Annotated in this window: 16 protein-coding genes and 1 pseudogene; 9 read left to right on the top strand and 8 right to left on the bottom strand. The window is 70.9% G+C overall.

Annotation, left to right across the window (positions count from 1 at the left end; genetic code table 11):
* The first annotated feature begins 160 nt into the window (after positions 1-160).
* From ACWDRB_RS29355 to ACWDRB_RS29340, 4 genes are all read left to right on the top strand, one after another.
* Positions 161-1,360 (top strand): phosphoglycerate kinase, encoded by a 1,200-nt coding sequence (locus tag ACWDRB_RS29355; RefSeq protein WP_449898923.1) that lies wholly within the window; start codon positions 161-163, stop codon positions 1,358-1,360.
* 7 nt (positions 1,361-1,367) lie between these two features.
* Positions 1,368-2,150: a triose-phosphate isomerase gene (gene tpiA / locus ACWDRB_RS29350; RefSeq protein WP_449898920.1), complete on the top strand. Its 783-nt coding sequence runs from the start codon at positions 1,368-1,370 to the stop codon at positions 2,148-2,150.
* 99 nt (positions 2,151-2,249) lie between these two features.
* Positions 2,250-2,480, top strand: coding sequence for a preprotein translocase subunit SecG (gene secG, locus ACWDRB_RS29345; protein ID WP_185076999.1), 231 nt, complete (start codon positions 2,250-2,252; stop codon positions 2,478-2,480).
* Positions 2,481-2,554: 74 nt separating this feature from the next.
* A complete protein-coding gene (locus ACWDRB_RS29340) occupies positions 2,555-2,899 on the top strand; it encodes an RNA polymerase-binding protein RbpA (RefSeq protein ID WP_350739960.1) in 345 nt (114 codons plus the stop codon).
* Between the two features lie 61 nt (positions 2,900-2,960).
* On the opposite strand, the gene ACWDRB_RS29335 is transcribed toward ACWDRB_RS29340, so the two are convergent.
* Positions 2,961-4,568: an amidohydrolase gene (locus ACWDRB_RS29335; RefSeq protein ID WP_449898918.1), complete on the bottom strand. Its 1,608-nt coding sequence runs from the start codon at positions 4,566-4,568 to the stop codon at positions 2,961-2,963.
* Between the two features lie 264 nt (positions 4,569-4,832).
* On the opposite strand from ACWDRB_RS29335, the gene ACWDRB_RS29330 reads away from it, so the two are divergent.
* A complete protein-coding gene (locus ACWDRB_RS29330; protein ID WP_449898916.1) occupies positions 4,833-5,852 on the top strand; it encodes an N-acetyltransferase family protein in 1,020 nt (339 codons plus the stop codon).
* 174 nt (positions 5,853-6,026) lie between these two features.
* On the opposite strand, the pseudogene ACWDRB_RS29325 reads toward ACWDRB_RS29330, so the two are convergent.
* Positions 6,027-6,443: pseudogene (locus ACWDRB_RS29325) on the bottom strand (Clp protease N-terminal domain-containing protein); the annotation flags it as partial.
* Positions 6,444-6,515: 72 nt separating this feature from the next.
* On the opposite strand from ACWDRB_RS29325, the gene ACWDRB_RS29320 reads away from it, so the two are divergent.
* The 3 genes from ACWDRB_RS29320 (at position 6,516) to ACWDRB_RS29310 (ending at position 8,795) form a co-directional block, all read left to right on the top strand.
* Positions 6,516-7,262 carry a hypothetical protein gene (locus ACWDRB_RS29320; RefSeq protein ID WP_449898914.1) on the top strand — a complete coding sequence of 249 codons (747 nt, stop codon included), beginning with the start codon at positions 6,516-6,518 and terminating at the stop codon, positions 7,260-7,262.
* 76 nt (positions 7,263-7,338) lie between these two features.
* Complete coding sequence (locus tag ACWDRB_RS29315; RefSeq protein WP_449898911.1) at positions 7,339-8,208, top strand: oxidoreductase; 870 nt, start codon at positions 7,339-7,341, stop codon at positions 8,206-8,208.
* An 11-nt stretch (positions 8,209-8,219) separates the two neighbouring features.
* Positions 8,220-8,795 (top strand): TetR/AcrR family transcriptional regulator, encoded by a 576-nt coding sequence (locus tag ACWDRB_RS29310; protein ID WP_350739974.1) that lies wholly within the window; start codon positions 8,220-8,222, stop codon positions 8,793-8,795.
* Here ACWDRB_RS29310 and ACWDRB_RS29305 read toward each other — a convergent pair.
* Complete coding sequence (locus ACWDRB_RS29305; RefSeq protein WP_449898907.1) at positions 8,784-9,530, bottom strand: class I SAM-dependent methyltransferase; 747 nt, start codon at positions 9,528-9,530, stop codon at positions 8,784-8,786. The genes ACWDRB_RS29310 and ACWDRB_RS29305 overlap by 12 nt on opposite strands.
* A gap of 99 nt (positions 9,531-9,629) precedes the next feature.
* Here ACWDRB_RS29305 and add point away from each other — a divergent pair, with 99 nt between their 5' ends.
* Positions 9,630-10,679: an adenosine deaminase gene (gene add, locus ACWDRB_RS29300; RefSeq protein WP_449898905.1), complete on the top strand. Its 1,050-nt coding sequence runs from the start codon at positions 9,630-9,632 to the stop codon at positions 10,677-10,679.
* A gap of 92 nt (positions 10,680-10,771) precedes the next feature.
* On the opposite strand, the gene pgl is transcribed toward add, so the two are convergent.
* Genes pgl through tal form a run of 5 tightly spaced genes read right to left on the bottom strand, consistent with a single transcriptional unit; the run spans position 10,772 to position 16,825 of the window.
* Positions 10,772-11,545 (bottom strand): 6-phosphogluconolactonase, encoded by a 774-nt coding sequence (gene pgl, locus ACWDRB_RS29295; protein ID WP_357742282.1) that lies wholly within the window; start codon positions 11,543-11,545, stop codon positions 10,772-10,774.
* Between the two features lie 33 nt (positions 11,546-11,578).
* Positions 11,579-12,493: a glucose-6-phosphate dehydrogenase assembly protein OpcA gene (locus ACWDRB_RS29290; protein WP_449898902.1), complete on the bottom strand. Its 915-nt coding sequence runs from the start codon at positions 12,491-12,493 to the stop codon at positions 11,579-11,581.
* Complete coding sequence (zwf, locus tag ACWDRB_RS29285; RefSeq protein WP_449898900.1) at positions 12,494-14,119, bottom strand: glucose-6-phosphate dehydrogenase; 1,626 nt, start codon at positions 14,117-14,119, stop codon at positions 12,494-12,496.
* Position 14,120: 1 nt separating this feature from the next.
* The gene (locus ACWDRB_RS29280; protein ID WP_449898981.1) at positions 14,121-15,734 is read right to left on the bottom strand and encodes a glucose-6-phosphate isomerase; all 1,614 of its coding nucleotides are present in this window, start codon (positions 15,732-15,734) and stop codon (positions 14,121-14,123) included.
* Positions 15,734-16,825 (bottom strand): transaldolase, encoded by a 1,092-nt coding sequence (tal, locus tag ACWDRB_RS29275; protein ID WP_449898898.1) that lies wholly within the window; start codon positions 16,823-16,825, stop codon positions 15,734-15,736. The genes ACWDRB_RS29280 and tal overlap by 1 nt, the downstream gene beginning before the upstream one ends.
* Positions 16,826-16,832: the final 7 nt, after the last annotated feature.

Raw genomic sequence — 16,832 nt, 5'->3', positions numbered from 1 at the left:
GCCGCCGCCGTGGGGTGGGGCCCATGTGTTCGCGAGGGAGCGCCGTCGCCTGGACTGAGGAGCGCAGGGAGCGAAGCGACCGGAGCGACGAGGGCAGGCGACGGCTCGAAGCGACCGAGCCCGCCTCCGCGGAGCGGAGGCAATGAACAGGAGCATGAGCATGCGCACGCTCGACGAGCTCGACGTGAAGGGGCGGCGCGTGCTTGTGCGCGTCGACCTCAACGTCCCCCTCGACGGGGAGACGATCACCGACGACGGCCGCATCCGGGCGTCGGTGCCGACGATCAAGGCGCTGGTGGACCGGGGCGCCAAGGTCGTCGTCTGTGCCCATCTGGGCAGGCCCAAGGGCAAGGCCGACCCGAAATACTCGCTCAGGCCGGTGGCCGGGCGGCTGGGCGAGCTGCTGGGCCAGGAGGTGGCGTTCGCGACCGACGTGGTCGGCGACAGCGCCCATGGCACCGTTGAAACGCTCCAGGGCGGCGAGGTCGCGCTGCTGGAGAACCTGCGCTACGAGCCGGGCGAGGAGTCCAAGGACGACGCCGAGCGGGCCGCGTTCGCCGGGAAGCTGGCGGGACTGGCCGAGCTCTACGTGGGCGACGGGTTCGGCGCGGTGCACCGCAAGCACGCCAGCGTCTACGACGTGCCCAGGCTGCTGCCGCACGCGGCGGGCGGGCTGGTCGTGGCCGAGGTCGAGGTGCTGAAGAAGCTGACCGAGAGCCCCGAGCGGCCCTATGTGGTGGTGCTGGGCGGCGCCAAGGTCTCCGACAAGCTCGGTGTCATCGCCAACCTGCTGACCAAGGTCGACCGGCTGCTGATCGGCGGCGGGATGGCGTACACGTTCCTCAAGGCCCAGGGTTACGAGGTCGGCAAGTCGCTGCTCCAGGAGGACCAGCTCGACCAGGTGCGCGGCTTCCTCAACACGGCCGCCGAGCGCGGCGTCGACCTCGTGCTGCCGGTCGACGTGCTGGCGGCGGTCACGTTCGGGCCGGACGCCGAGCACGACGTGGTCGCGGCCACCGAGATCCCGGCCGATCGGGAGGGGCTCGACATCGGGCCCAGGACGCGCGAGCTGTTCGCCTCGAAGCTGGCCGACGCCAGGACCGTCTTCTGGAACGGCCCCATGGGCGTGTTCGAGTTCGACGCGTTCTCCGGCGGCACCAGGGCGGTGGCCGAGGCGCTGATCGCCCGTACCAGCGCCGAAGGGGCCTTCACCGTGGTGGGCGGCGGCGACTCGGCGGCGGCCGTGCGGAAGCTGGAGCTCCCCGAGGACGGTTTCTCGCACATCTCCACCGGTGGCGGGGCCAGCCTCGAATACCTTGAGGGCAAGGCCCTCCCCGGACTCGCGGCCCTGGAGGACTGAGCTACTCATGAGCACCCGCAAGCCGCTCATCGCCGGCAACTGGAAGATGAACCTCAACCACCTCGAGGCCATCGCGCTGGTCCAGAAGCTGGCCTTCGCACTCAACGACAAGGACTTCGACAAGGCCGAGGTCGCCGTCCTGCCGCCGTACACCGACCTGCGCAGCGTGCAGACGCTGGTCGACGGCGACAAGCTGAGGATCGTGTACGGCGCCCAGGACCTGTCGCAGCACGAGGGCGGCGCCTACACCGGTGAGATCTCGGGCGCCATGCTGGCCAAGCTCGGCTGCACCTATGTGGTGATCGGCCACTCGGAGCGGCGGCAGTACCACCACGAGGACGACGACCTGGTCAACGCCAAGGTGCAGGCCGCCTACCGGCACTCGATCACCCCGATCCTGTGCGTCGGGGAGGGCCTGTCCGTGCGTCAAGAGGGCGGCCACATCGCGCACAGTCTTGGACAACTCGACGGCGCGCTGCGCAAAATCAGCGCCGAGCAGGCAAAATCGATAGTGGTGGCCTACGAACCGGTGTGGGCGATCGGCACCGGTGAGGTGGCCACCCCGGAGGACGCCCAGGAGGTTTGTGGCGCGCTGCGAGTCAGACTCGCGGAGCTCTACGACTCCGAAGTGGCCGCCGGGATCCGTATCCTTTACGGAGGCTCGGTCAAGTCGGGCAATATCGCGGGGATCATGGCTCAACCCGATGTCGATGGCGCGCTCGTGGGCGGTGCCAGCATCGACGCCGGAGAGTTCGCGAAGATCTGCCGTTTCTCCGATATGCCAGGCTAACTGAGTCGTTCTGGGGGTGCGACTTGACAACAGGCCGTACCCTCAGAAGGCAAGTCTGAATCGTCACGCGTAACAAAGCATTGAAGGAACAGGCATACCGTGGAAATCGGAATCTCCATCGCCCTCATCCTGGCGAGCGGTCTCATGATCCTGCTCGTGCTGCTCCACAAGGGCAAGGGTGGCGGCTTGTCTGACATGTTCGGCGGCGGTTTCTCGTCGAACTTCGGTGGTTCCTCGGTGGTGGAGCGCAACCTCGACCGGCTGACGATCATCACCGGCACGATCTGGTTCGTCTGCATCATCGCTCTCGGCCTTCTCATGAAGCCCTGAGCAAACAAGTTAACGCGTGACAGTGATTCTCCCCCCGTGCCTGCGCGCGGGGCGATCGAGCGAGGAGTTCATCCGTGGGTAGTGGCAACGCGATCCGTGGCAGCCGAGTCGGCGCCGGCCCTATGGGGGAGGCCGAGCGCGGCGAGGCAGCTCCGAGAGTGCGGGTCTCGTTCTGGTGCGCCAACATGCACGAGACGCGCCCCAGTTTCGCCAGCGACGCGGCGGTTCCCGAACATTGGGACTGCCCACGTTGCGGCCTCCCTGCCGGACAGGACGAGTCGGCCCCGCCTGCCCCACCGAAGAACGAGCCGTACAAGACGCATCTTGCCTATGTGAAGGAGCGCAGGAGCGACAAGGACGGCAAGGCGATCCTCGAGGAGGCACTGGAGCGCCTGAGGAACAACAAGTCCCCCTGGTAGTGGCTGGGTTCGGCGAAAGGGTCTCGGTTCTCCGAGGCCCTTTCGCCGTTTCCGCGGCCGCTCAGCGGTCCTCGTGGACCACATCGCCGTCCACGAACGTCAGGCGCGCCCGCGTCGTCCAGATCTCGCCCGGCGCGAGCTCGAACGGGTCGCGGTCCAGGACCACCAGGTCGGCCGGGCGGCCCGGCTCGACGGCTCCGGCCGGAGAGCGGTTGATCCAGGCCGAGCCCGCCGTGTAGGCGGTCATGGCGGCGGCCAGGCCGATGCGCTGGCCGGGCAGGAACGGGGTCTGCGCGGTCGGGTAGCCGGCGTGCACCGAGCCGCCGGGCTCCGTGCGGTTGACCGCGACGTGCATGCCCTGCAGCGGGTCGGCGTTGGAGACCGGCCAGTCGCTGCCCGCGCAGAAGCGGGTGCCGTGCGCCAGCAGGTCCGCGAACGGGTACTGCCACGACGAGCGCGGCTCCCCGAGGTAGGGCAGGGTCAACTCGTCCATCTGGGCGTGGTGCGTGGCCCACAGCGGCTGCAGGTTGGCCGTGACGCCCAGGGCGGCGAAGCGCGGCACGTCCGACGGCTCGATGATCTGCAGGTGGGCGATGTGGTGGCGGTTGGCGGGGTCGGTGCCCTCGAAGCTGTCCAGGGCCTCGCGCACGGCCCGCTCGCCGATGGCGTGGAAGTGCACCTGGAAGCCGAGCCGGTCCAGCTCGGCGACGTACTCCTTGAGCTTGTACGGGTCCACGTACGACAGGCCCGTGCCGCCGCAGAGGCAGTACGGCTCCAGGGTGGCGGCCGTGAAGTTCTCCGTGATGCCGTCCTGCATGATCTTGACCGAGGTGGCCCTGAACCGGTCGAGCCCTTCGGCGGCGGCACGGCGTTCGACCAGCTCCTCGATCTGGTCCAGGCCGCGCGTCCTGTCCCACCACAGGGCACCAACCACACGCGCCCTGAGCCTGCCTGAGCGGGCCGCGGACAGGTAGGTGGGCAGTTGGTCCTGGGAGCCCGCGTAGGAGCCCACGATGGCGTCCTGCCAGCCGGTGATGCCCAGCGAGAACAGGTGCCGCTGCGCGTCCTCCAGCGCGTCGTCCAGGTCCTGGGCGGTCGGGCGCGGGGTGAGCAGGCCGACGAGGTCCATCGCGCCCTCGTGCAGCACGCCGGTGGGCTCGCCCGCGGCGTCGCGCTCTATGCGGCCGTCGGCGGGGTCCGGCGTGTCCTTGGTGATGCCGGCCAGCCGGAGGGCCCGGGTGTTGACCCAGGCGGCGTGGTGGTCGCGCTGGATGAGGTACGCGGGACGGTCGAGGAAGTCGAGCTGGTCGCGGTGGGGGAGGCCGCCGGGGAACGCCGCCATGTCCCAGCCGCCGCCATCGATCCACTCTTTAGCCGGATTTTTCGCGGCATAGTCGGCTATCACGGCTATGTACGCGTCAAGGCCGAAATCTTCTGACAAGTCGCACTTTGCCCGTTCGAGGCCCGCCTGGACCGGGTGCATGTGCGCATCCGTGAAGCCGGGCACCAGCAGTCCACCCTCCAGATCCACCGTCTCGTGGGACGGCGCCTGGCGGGCCAGCTCGCCCTCCGGACCCACCGCGGCGATCACGCCGTCGCTCACCAGCACGGCCTCGTCCCGCACGCCGCCCGGCGTGAAGACGCGGCCTCCTCGGAAGAGGATGTTCATGGGGTTCCTTTCTGTGGTGGATCCGGCTCGCGCGCTCCGAGCCCGCCGTACATCTTCCCGCCCGGCCCGGTGACCTGCGACAAGCGGGGCGGCCCCCGGGCTGCTGACGGGCCCGTGACGGCGTCCTCGCCGCGCTCGGGGAGCGGCGGGTGCGGAGGGGGCGATGGAGGGAAATATGGGTATAAATCGCACGATCTAGCGATGAAATACGCGATGAAACACATCGTTAGCGGTCGTGTAACAGCTGCCAGGCATGCTCAAGCCATGGGATTCTTGCGCATCCGCACCACGGTGGACGAGCGACCCGGCCGGCTGGCCTCACTCGCCGCGGCCCTGGCGGCCAGGGGCGGCAACATCCTCGGCCTGAGCGTGCAGTCCGACGCGGACGGCACCGTCGACGAGTTCGTCGCCGACATCCCCGCCAACCCCGAGACGGTGCGCGAGGCGCTGGAGGCGGCCGGCGGCCGCCGCGTCCAGGTGGTCCCCGCCACCGCCCACGAGCTGACCGACGAGCCCACCAGGGCGCTGCTGCTGGCCTCCAGGCTGCGTTCCATGCCGTGGCGGCTGCCCGAGCTCCTGGCCGAGCTGCTGCGCGCGGACGACGCCAGGTGGATCTATGGTGAAGCGGTGAGTGATCTTCCCGACCCGACCCAGCTCGTCGTCCCCGTGGCCCCCAGGCGGGCGGTCCGGCTGCGCCGCGCGGAGCTGCCGTTCACGCTGACCGAGGCGGCCAGAGCGGCCTCCTTCGCCAGGCTCGCCCAGCCCGCGGAGACGAGCGCCGCCGAGCGCGCGATCAAGCTCTCCGACGGCGTCGAGGTCACGGTCCGGCCGCTCACCTCGATCTACCGCGAGGCCGTGCGCGACCTGCACGACAGGTGCTCGCCCGAGTCGCGCCGGTTCCGCTACTTCACCTCGATGCCCGCGCTGCCGGCGCGCACGTTCGACCGGCTGTGCGACAGGAGCAGGGGATTCTCGCTGGTCGCCGGGCATGACGGGCAGGTCGTGGCGATGGCCAACCTCATGTTCACCCCCGACCCGGGCATCGCGGAGATGGCCTTCCTGGTCGAGGACCGCTGGCAGGGGCACGGCCTGGGCACCGCGATGGCCAGGATGCTCGTGCGGAGCGCCCGCGACCTGGGGTACGCCGAGGTCAAGGCCACCATGCTGTCCGACAACGCCAGGATGCGCAGGCTGCTGATCTCCTTGGGCGCCACGCTCGGCTACACCGAGGACCCCGGGGTGATGGAGGGCAGGCTGCCGGTCGGCACGATGGTCTCAGCCTAGGCCCTCTTCGCGTGGCGGCTCTTCCGGCCGCTTGTCGGCCTGCGGCCGGATGCCCAGGTGGCGTTCGATGCGCTCCAGGCTCTCCTCGATGCGGGTGAGCCGCTCGCCCAGCACGGAGCCGCCGGCGAAGAACATCTCGGTGGGTCGCTCCTTGGAGCCGCGGCCCACGCGGTCGAGCAGGCGCTGCCGTACGTCCGCCAGGTCCGCGCCCGCGTCCACGAGCGCCTGGGCCGCCAGCCCCTCTCCCTCCCTGATCAGCCCGAGCAGGATGTGCTCGGTGCCGATGTAGTTGTGGCGCAGTTGCAGGGCCTCGCGCAGTGACAGCTCCAGGACCTTCTTGGCGCGCGGCGTGAAGGGGATGTGCCCGCTGGGCGACTTGGCGCCGTGGCCCACCTCGCGTTCGACGAAGGCGCGTACGTGGTCGAGCTCCACGCCACAGCCGTCGAGCACCAGCGAGGCCAGCCCCTCGCCCTCGTGGATCAGGCCGAGCAGGATGTGCTCCGTGCCGATGTAGTTGTGGCTCATCATCCGCGCCTCCTCCTGGGCGAGGACGACGACCCGTCGCGCACGGTCGGTGAAGCGTTCGAACACGGGGGCCTCCGTTCGACTGCCACTGCCTCCACTATGCGCTACAAACCAGCGGATGTGGGGTATTTGACCTGTGTGGATCTTGACGAGGTGGCCGGCCGGCTCTACGCGCTGCCGCCGTCCGAGTTCACCGCCGCGCGCGAGGCCGAGGCCCGCGCGGCCAAGGACGCGGGTGAGGCGGGGCTCACCCGCGAGATAGCGAAGCTCCGCAAGCCCACGGTGTCCGCCTGGGCCGTGAACCGGGTCGTCCGCGAGCGCCCCGACGAGCTCGCCGAGTTGCTCGACGTGGGGGAGCGGCTGCGCGCGGCCTGGCAGGAGCAGGACGCCGACGCGCTGGCCGAGCTGACCCGGCGCCGCGCCGGCGTCATGGGCAAGGTGGGCAGGCTCGTCAGGCAGGCGGGCGGCCTGTCGCCCGCGGCGGCGGCCGAGGTGGACCAGACGCTGGAGTCCGCCATCGTGGACGCCGGCGCGGCCGCGCAGGTGCGCCGGGGCTGCCTGGTCAAGCCGCTCAGCTACAGCGGCTTCGCCCCCGCCCCCGTCCCGCGTGAGCGGCCCGCCAGGCGGCCGTCCCCCGAGGACGAGGCGAAGAAGCGCGAGGAGGCCGAGGCCAGGAGGGCCAGGGAACGCGAGGAGGCCGAGGCCGCGCACCGGGAGTGGCAGGCGGCGCTGGAGTCCGCCGTGCGGGAGCACGACGAGCGCGCCGAGCGGGTGGCGCTGCTGGAGCGGAAGCTGGCCAAGGCCCGCAAGAGGCTCACCGAGAGCGAGCAGCGGCTGGAAGTCGCCCGGCGCGAGGAGCGGCACGCGCGGCAGAGATTGGGCTAGGGTGGTGGTGTACGAAACGGTTTCGTACACCAATGAGTCAAGTAGCGATTCATGCGCCCAGACCCGAGGAGTGGCGATGACCGGCTGGACCCCCGACTCCATCCCCGACCTGACCGGCAGGACCGCCATCGTGACCGGCGCCAACAGCGGCATCGGCCGGCCCACCGCGCTGGAGCTGGCCAGGCACGGCGCCCGCGTCATCGTCGCCGCGCGCTCGCCCGAGAAGGGCGAGGCGACCGTGGAGGACATCCTGCGGGCGGTGCCCGGCGGCGAGGTCGAGTACGGCCGGCTCGACCTCGCGGACCTGGCCTCGGTCAGGCGGTTCGCCGAGGGCGTCGACCGGCTCGACCTGCTGGTCAACAACGCGGGCATCGGCATGATCGCGCGGCAGGAGACCAAGGACGGCTTCGAGATGCAGTTCGGCACCAACCACCTGGGCCACTTCGCGCTCACGGGCCTGCTGCTGCCGCTCCTGCTGGCCGCTCCCGCCGCCCGCGTGGTGAACGTCTCCAGCGACGCCCACGCCATGGGCAGGATCGACTTCGACAACCTCGGCCTGGAGCGCGGATACAGCCGCTTCGGCGCGTACGGGCGCTCCAAGCTCGCCAACCTGCTCTTCACCCTGGAGCTCCAACGGCGCGCCGAGAGGGCCGGCACGGGCCTCATCAGCGTCGCCACCCACCCGGGCACCACCGCCACGAACATCGTCAAGCTCGGGCCGCTACAGCCCCTCATGGGCGTGTTCTTCAAGTCGGCGGCGGCCGGGGCGGTGCCCTCGCTCTACGCCGCGACCTCGCCCGACGTCCGCGGCGGCGAGTTCATCGGCCCCAAGCTCAAGCGCCTCACGCCGTCGGAGAGGGCGCGCTCGGAGGCGGACGCCAGGCGGCTCTGGGACGTGTCGACGGAACTGACGGGCGTACGATTCGATGAAATCGCCTACAGCTGAAGGACGTGTGCGTGGCTCCACTAGACCCTGATCGCGACAGGGCCATTCTCGACGCCACGATGGAGCTGTTGTCGGAGGTCGGCTACGACCGGATGTCGGTCGACCAGATCGCCAAACGGGCCAGGGCCAGCAAGGCCACCATCTACCGGCGCTGGTCGGGCAAGCCCGAGCTGGTGGTCGACGTCATCTGCCGGCGCTTCGACATGGACGCGCCCGCGGGCGAGGACACCGGGTCGCTCCGCGGCGACCTGGTCTCCATCTTCCGCGGGCTGTGCCAGACGGTGGAGCGCAAGCACACGCTCGTCATCGGCCTGTCCTCGACGCTGGTGTCCAACCAGGAGCTGGCGCGCACCCTGCGCGCGCACATGCCCACCAAGGACCTCGACGACGTGCAAGCCCTGCTGGAGCGGGCCGCCGAGCGCGGGGAGCTGTCCGGGCCCGTCGACGCCGGGCGGCTCTTCACGCTCGCCGAGGCGCTGGTCTGGCATCGGATGATCTTCGCGGGACCGCCGTTCGGGCCGGAGTTCGTGGCCGAGTCGGTCGACGGGGTGCTGATGCCGCTGGTGACCGCCTGGTCAAAGGCCTGACCGGGCGGCGTGCGCCAGGTAGGCGCACACGGGGAAGCCCTCCCGCTCGTACGGGGCCGCCAGCCGCGCGTAGCAGGCCCTGATCCGCTCGAAGGTCTCCGGCGGCTGCCTGGCGATCATCGCGAAGCGCGGGCCGCCCGCCTGCACGATGTCGTCCCACCAGGTGGCCAGGTCGACCCGGTGGCGCCAGCGCACCGGATCGACGGCCGCCGCCTCGAACCCCGCCGCCTCCAGCAGCTCGGTGAAGCGCCGCGGCGTGTCGTTGCCGGTGAACGGCCGGGCCGGCGGCTCGTAGGGGACCCCGGCGGCGGCGATGGCGTCGGCGAAGACGTTGGTGGCGGTCATCTCGTCGGACTTCCACCAGGTCAGCGCGATGGTGCCGCCGGGACGCAGCACTCGGTGGAGCTCCTTGAGTGCCCTGGCCGTGTCGGGCACATGATTGATGACGAAATTTCCGGCTATAGCGTCAAATTCCCCGTCGTCGAAGGGGAGTTCGGGGAGCGTGGCCTGGCGGATCGTCGCGTACGGGTGGCGGCGCGCGGTCAGCTCGAGCATGCCGGGATCGGCGTCCACGGCCGTGACCTCGGCGCCTAACGCGAGCGCCGCGGAGGTGACCACGCCGGTGCCGCAGCCGATGTCGAGCAGGCGGGGCGCGCACGCCCGATCGAGGAGGGGGCCGACGGTGTGGGAGCTCAGGTGGGCGAAGCCGCGATCGTACGCTTCGGCGTTGGTCACGCCTTCAACCCTATCCCAGCCGCCGATCCTGACATTCTTCTGTGAGATTTCCCCATGAAGGCTATTTTTTCGGGAAATATCGCTCGTATGGTCGTCGCCATGACCATCGACGCCACCACCGACGCCACCACCGACGCCACCATCGACGCCTTCATCGACGCGCTCCCCAAGGTCGAGCTCCACGTGCACCTGATCGGCTCGGCCTCGGTCCCCACCGTGCTCGAACTCGCCCGCCGCCACCCCGGCAGCACGGTCCCCACCAGCGAGGAGGAGCTGCGCCGCTTCTACACCTTCCGCGACTTCCCGCACTTCGCCCAGGTGTACCGGGCCGTCAACGCGCTCGTCAGGGAGCCGGAGGACGTGGCGACCCTCGTCCTCGGCCTGGCCCGCGACCTGGCCCCGCAGGGCGCCCGCTACGTGGAGCTCCAGGTGACGCCGTACGCCCACCACATCGTCGGCATGTCCATGCGCGAGGTGACGGAGGCCCTTGACCTGGCCGCCGCCCGTTCGCTGGCCGATCACGGGGTGGAGATGGCGTACATCTTCGACATCCCCGGCGAGTACGGCGAGGAGGCCGCCAAGGTGACCGTGGAGCACGCGCTCCAGGAACCTCCCGCCGCGCTGGTAGGTTTCGGGATCGGCGGCATCGAGCAGGAGCGCCCGAAATATCGGGACGCGTACCGATCGGCGTTCTCGGCGGCCCGCGCCGCCGGCCTCCACAGCGTCCCGCACGGCGGCGAGATGTCCGGCCCCGAGACGATCTGGGAGGTCATCGAGGGCTACGGCGCCGAACGCATCGGCCACGGCATCAACTGCCTCGCCGACCCGCGCCTGGTCGCCCACCTGCGCGACACCCAGCTCCCGCTGGACGTCTGCCCCACCTCGAACGTCTGCACCGGCCAGGTCGCCGACCTCGCCGGGCACCCGCTGCCGCGGATGCTGGAGGAGGGCCTGTACGTGACGCTGAACAGCGACGACCCGCCCATGTTCGCCACGACGCTGGCCGACGAGTACCGGGCCGCGGCCCGCGCCTTCGGCTTCGGCAAGTCCGAGCTGGCCCAGCTGGCCAGGAACGGCGTGCGGGCGTCGTACCTGGCCGAGGAGCGCAAGCAGGCGCTGATCGAGGAGATCGACCAGCTGGCCGGGTAGGGACGACACAGGGCGGGAACCGCGTGGCCCCCGCCCCGTCCGAAATCAGAGCCCGAAATCAGGGCTCGGAATCAGGGCTCGGAATCACGGCCTCAGGGGGACGAGATGCGCCCGAGCTCCGGCGGGATCTTGCTCGCCGCCGCCCGGTCCAGCAGGAACAGCGTGCGCGCCCGCCCTCTGGCACCCGAAGCGGGCACCTGGACGTGCCCCGACTCCGACAGCGCCAGCCGGACGGCGCCCGACTTCTCCTCACCGGCCGCCACCACCCAGACCTCGCGCGAGGACTGGATGGCGGGCAGCGTCAGCGAGATGCGGGTCGGCGGCGGTTTCGGCGCGCCGTGGACGGCCACCACCGCGCGCGTGTCGTACAGCGCGGGCATGCCCGGGAACAGCGACGCCACGTGCGAGTCGGGCCCCATGCCGAGCAGCATCACGTCGAAGCCGGGCACGGGACCGTGGTCCTCCGGCCGGGCCGCCCTGCGCAGCTCGGCCGCGTAGGACTCGGCCGACTCCTCGGCCGTCAGGCCCGAGTCGGGGCCGAGCATGACGTGGACCCGCTCCGGGTTGACGTCCACGTGGTCGAGCAGGGCCTCCCGGGCGCCGGTCTCGTTGCGTTCCTTGTCGCCGGAGGGCACGAAGCGCTCGTCGCCCCACCAGATGTCCAGCCGGCGCCAGTCGACGGCGTCGCGGGCGGGGGTCGCGGCGATCGCCGCCAGTGTGGCGATGCCGACCGTGCCGCCCGTGAGCACGATCGAGGCCGACCCCTTGGCCGACTGCACGTCGACCAGGCGGGTGATGATCCGTGCCGCCACGGCATTGGCCAGGACATCGGCGTCGCGGTGGACGACCACGCTGGGAACGCTCACAGGTACTACTTTCTCAGCCACTGCGGTCCCACGTCATCCCTTGTACGTGCGTGCGAACCGCTTGACCGCGGCCTCGTAGATCTCGTCGGGGTCGAGCCTGCGCAGCTCTTCCGCCATCAGCTCGGCGGTCTGGCGCCGGGTCAGGGCCACGTTCCGGTCGGGCTGGCCCGGCCGCGACAGCGTGGCCAGGCGGGCGTCGTGCCGCACCACGGTCAGGTCGCCGTCGTTGAGCTGCAGGCGCACGGCCGTCAGCCCGGGGCCGGAGGAGTCGACGACCTTGATCGGGGCGCCGAGCCGGTCCGACAGCCAGGCGGCCAGCAGCGGCGCGCTCGGGTTGCCGGGAGAGGCCTCCACCACGCCCTTGCGGACCTTGCCCACCGGCTGGTCGAACGCGGCCGCCAGCAGGCTGCGCCACGGCGTCAGCCGGGCCCAGGACAGGTCGGTGTCGCCGCGGGAGTATCCCTTGGCCCTGGTCACCAGCGACTTGACGCCGCCGTCGTCGAAACCCCTGGCGTCGGTGATCCGGCGCTGCGCGAGGGCGCCGACCGCGTCCTTGGCCGGGACGTCGGGCGCCGCGCCCGGCCACCACACCACGACGGGCGTGTCGGGCAGCAGGAGCGGGCTGACCACGGAGTCGGCGTGCTGGGTCAGCTCGCCGTACAGGCGCAGGACCACGACCTCGCCCGGCGTGGACTCGCCGATGCGCAGCTCCGCGTCCAGCCTGATCGGCTCGTCGGCCTCACGGTTGATCACGACGATGATGCGCGACGGGTGCTCGCGGGCCGCGTCGGTGGCCGCGCGCAGCGCGTCGTACTGGTGGCGCTCCTCGCAGACCACCACGAGCGTCAGCACCATGCCGATGGCGGGCGCGCCCATCTGGTGGCGCAGATGCGTGAACTGCGCCGAGATCTTCCCAGCCGTCGTGTCCGACAGCATGAAGGTCGTCATTTAGAGTCTCCTCCACACGCGGCCGTCGCGGGCCATCATCGCGTCCGCCGACGGCGGCCCCCACGAACCGGACTCGTAGGGCTCGGGCTGGCCCTGCGTGGCCCAGAACTCCTCGATCGGGTCGAGGATCGTCCACGACAGCTCGACCTCCCGCTGGTGCGGGAAGAGCGGCGGGTCGCCGATCATCACGTCGAGCAGCAGCCGCTCGTACGCCTCCGGAGACGACTCCAGGAACGACTCGCCGTAGGCGAAGTCCATGGAGACGTCCCGGACCTCCATGGCGGTCCCCGGCACTTTCGAGCCGAACCGCACGGTGATGCCCTCGTCCGGCTGGACCCGCACCACCAGCGCGTTCTGGCCCAGGATCTCGGTGTCGTCCTTGCTGAACGGCAGGTGCGGCGCCCGCTGGAACACCACGGCCACCTCCGTCACCCGGCGGCCCAGCCGCTTGCCGGTGCGCAGGTAGAACGGCACGCCCGCCCAGCGGCGGTTGGCGATCTCCAGCTTGACGGCCGCGTACGTCTCGGTCGTGGACTCGGGCGAGATGCCCTCCTCCTGCAGGTAGCCGACCACCTTCTCGCCGCCCTGCCAGCCGGCGGAGTACTGGCCCCGCGCCGTGTTCAGCGCCAGGTTGGCCGGCAGCCGCACGGCCTTGAGCACCTTCTCCTTCTCCCGCCGCAGCGCCGAGGCGTCGAACGAGGTCGGGTCCTCCATGGCGACCAGCGCGAGGAGCTGGAGCAGGTGGTTCTGGATCACGTCGCGGGCCGCGCCGATGCCGTCGTAATAGCCCGCGCGCCCGCCGATGCCGATGTCCTCGGCCATGGTGATCTGCACGTGGTCGACGAAGCCGCGGTTCCAGATGGGCTCGTAGAGGTTGTTGGCGAACCGCAGCGCCATGATGTTCTGGACGGTCTCCTTGCCCAGGTAGTGGTCGATCCGGAAGATCGAGCTCTCCGGGAAGGCCGAGTTGGTGATCTCGTTCAGCTCGTGGGCCGACTTGAGGTCGTGCCCGAACGGCTTCTCGATGACCACGCGGCGCCACGACCCGTCGGGCGCGTCGGCCAGCCCGGTCCGCTTGAGCTGCTCCACCACCACGGGGAAGAACTTCGGCGGCACCGACAGGTAGAACGCGTAGTTTCCGCCCGTGCCCCGGGTCTCGTCGATCTCCGCCAGCGCCATGGCCAGCGCGTCGAACGCCCCGTCGTCGGAGAACTCGCCGGGCACGAAGTGGATGCCCTCGCGGATCTGCTTCCAGACCTCCTCGCGGAAGGGCGTCCTGGCGTGCGCCTTGACGGCGTCGTGCGTCAACTGGGCGAAATCCTGGTCTTTCCAATCGCGCCGGGCGAAGCCGACCAGCGAGAAGCCGGGCGGCAGCAGCCCCCGGTTGCCCAGGTCGTAAATCGCCGGCAACAGCTTGCGCTTGGCCAGGTCACCCGTCACGCCGAACAACACCATCACGCACGGTCCCGCAACCCGCGGCAGCCGCTTGTCGCGCGGATCGCGCAGCGGGTTGGCGGCGGCCACCTCCTCGGTGGTGGCGGTGCCCGCGGCTGTGGTGGCTACAGTGGCCGCCACAGTCTTGTCGACAGCGACGGCCTCCTCCACGGGTGCTGCCGGGTCAGTCATGTCAAGCCTCCTGTGCTGCTGCGAGCAAACGCGCGACACCCGCCGCGCGATCGGTCAAATGCAGTCGTACGGCGGGCCGTCCGCGGGTCTCGAGCGCCCCCAGGTCGCCGAGCGCCTGGGCCAGCTGGAGCCGCCCCAGCGTGTACGGCCGGCCGGGGACCGTCACGTCCTCGGCCACCGCCCCGGTGATCTGCAGGAACACCCCGTTCTGCGGCCCGCCCTTGTGGTATTGCCCCGTCGAGTGCAGCAGGCGCGGGCCCCACCCGAACGTCACCGGCCGGTTCGTGCGCAGCGCGAGCAGCGCCCGCAGCGTCGCCGGGTCGGCCATCATCCAGGCGTCGGTCATCTGCTCGAAGTCGGCCCCGTCGGGCACCGGGGCGTCGAAGGCCGCCATCCGGTCCAGAAAGGCCATGATCGACAGATAGCCGTCCGCCGGTATCGCGTTCAGCAACTCGGCGAACAGCCCGGGCAGGTCCCGGGCCGTGGCCGCGCCGTACACCTCGACGGGCCCGTCCACGAACGACGGCGCGCCGGTCGGCAGGTCGGGCAGGGCCAGCAGCGCCGCGGTGTTCGCCTTCGACTCGGCCACGTTCGGCTGGTCGAACGGGTTGATCTCCAGGAGCAGCCCCGCGAGGGCGGTGGCGTACTCCCAGACCAGGAACTGCGCGCCCAGCGGCCCGTCCACGCGCACGTCCCCGACGTCGGTCTCGATGGCGACGACCAGCTCGTCGCCGCTCTCGTTGGGGTCGGCGCCCACGACGGGCAGCAGCCCCCTGCCCTGCTTGCCGGTGGACTCGGCCACGAGCTGCTCGATCCAGTCGGGCAGCCCGGTGATGGCCGAGAGCTGGTCCTCCAGCAGCAGCTTGTCGCGCCCGGCCAGCGCCGCGCCGCCGAGCGCGGCACCCAGGTCGAGCCCGGGGTTGCCGGTGTCGCGCGACAGCAGCGGCAGCACCTCCCCGGCCTCGTCCAGCAGCCGCGCCACGTCGGCGCCCGCCAGCGCGCTGGGCACCAGCCCGAACGCCGACAGCGCCGAGAAACGGCCGCCGACGTCCGGCTGGGCGAGCACCAGCGCGTAACCGGCCTCCACGGCCCGCTTCTCCAGCGGCGAGCCCGGGTCGGTGACGACCACGACGCGGCCGGAGGGGGCCAGGCCCGCGTCGGTGAACAGCCGCTCGTAGATCCGCAGCAGGGAGTCGGTCTCCACGGTCGAGCCGCTCTTGCCGGCCACGACCACCACCGTGGCGTCGAGCTGCTCGCTCAGCGCGCGCCGCACCTGCCCCGGGTCGGTCGTGTCCAGCACGGTGAGCGGCACGTCGGCGGTCGCGCAGATGACCTCCGCCGCCAGCGACGAGCCGCCCATCCCGGCCAGCACCACGTTGGTCAGGCCCGCGGCGCGGGCCCGCTCGACGAGCCCGCCCAGCACGGGCAGCAGCTCGCGAGAGTAGCGGGGCAGGGTCAGCCAGCCGAGCCTGACCGCCGCCTCCCGCTCGGCGTCCTCACCCCACAGCGTGGGGTCGCCGGCGGCGAGCCGCGCGGGCACGCCGTCGGCGACGAGGCGCCCCGCGACGGAGGAAGCGGCCGAGGCCACCCCCTCCTCGCGGTAGAGCACCTCCATCACGGAACCAGGTTCTTGGTGACGCTCTCGAGCAGCTCGTTCCAGGACGCCTCGAACTTCTCGACGCCCTCGTCCTCCAGCACCTTCACCACGTCGTCGTAGTCGATGCCGGCCTCCTTGAGCGCGGCCATGGTGTTCCAGGCCTGCTCGTAGAAGGGCCGCACCGTGTCGCCGGTGACGTTGGCGTGGTCGGCCGTGGCGTCGAGCGTCTTCTCCGGCATCGTGTTGACGGTGCCGGGGGCGACGAGCTGGTCGACGTACATGGTGTCGGAGTAGTCGGGGTTCTTGACGCCGGTCGAGGCCCACAGCGGCCGCTGCGGACGGGCGCCCGCCGAGCGCAGGCGCTGCCAGCGCTCGGAGTTCATCACGTCCTCGTACGCCGCGTAGGCCAGGCGCGCGTTGGCGATGCCCGCCTTGCCCTTCAGCTCCGGCTTGCCCACCTTGTCGAGCCGCTTGTCGATCTCGGTGTCGACGCGGCTGACGAAGAACGAGGCCACCGACTCGATCGTGGCGAGGTTGAGGCCCTTGGCCTGCGCCGCCTCGAGGCCGGCCAGCCAGGCGTCCATGACCGCGCGGTAGCGCTCGAGGGAGAAGATCAGCGTGACGTTGACGCTGATGCCCTCCGAGAGCGCCTGCGTGATCGCGGGCAGACCCTCGACCGTGGCCGGGATCTTGATGAACAGGTTGGGCCTGTCGACCATCCACCACAGCGCCCGGGCCTCGGCGACCGTCTTCTCGGTCTCGCGGGCCAGGCGCGGGTCCACCTCCAGCGACACGCGGCCGTCCACGCCGCCCGTGGCGTCGAAGACGGGGCGCAGCACGTCGGCGGCCCAGCGGATGTCGTAGGTGGTGATGGCGCGCACGGCCTCGCCCACTTCCACGCCGCGTACGGCGAGGTCGTGGAGCTGGGAGGCGTAGGCGTCGCCCTTGCTGAGCGCGTTGGCGAAGATCGTCGGGTTGGAGGTCACCCCGACGACGCTCTTCTCGCGGATCAGCTGCTCCAGGTTGCCCGTGCGCAGTCGCTCACGGCTGATGTCGTCGAGCCAGATGGCAACGCCCTGGCCGGACAGGTTCTTGAGGATCTCGCTCATCTCTTCT

The sequence above is a fragment of the Nonomuraea sp. NPDC003707 genome (assembly GCF_053587055.1).
Note: the sequence above shows the minus strand (reverse complement) of the source record. Positions and strands in the feature narration are given on the sequence as shown.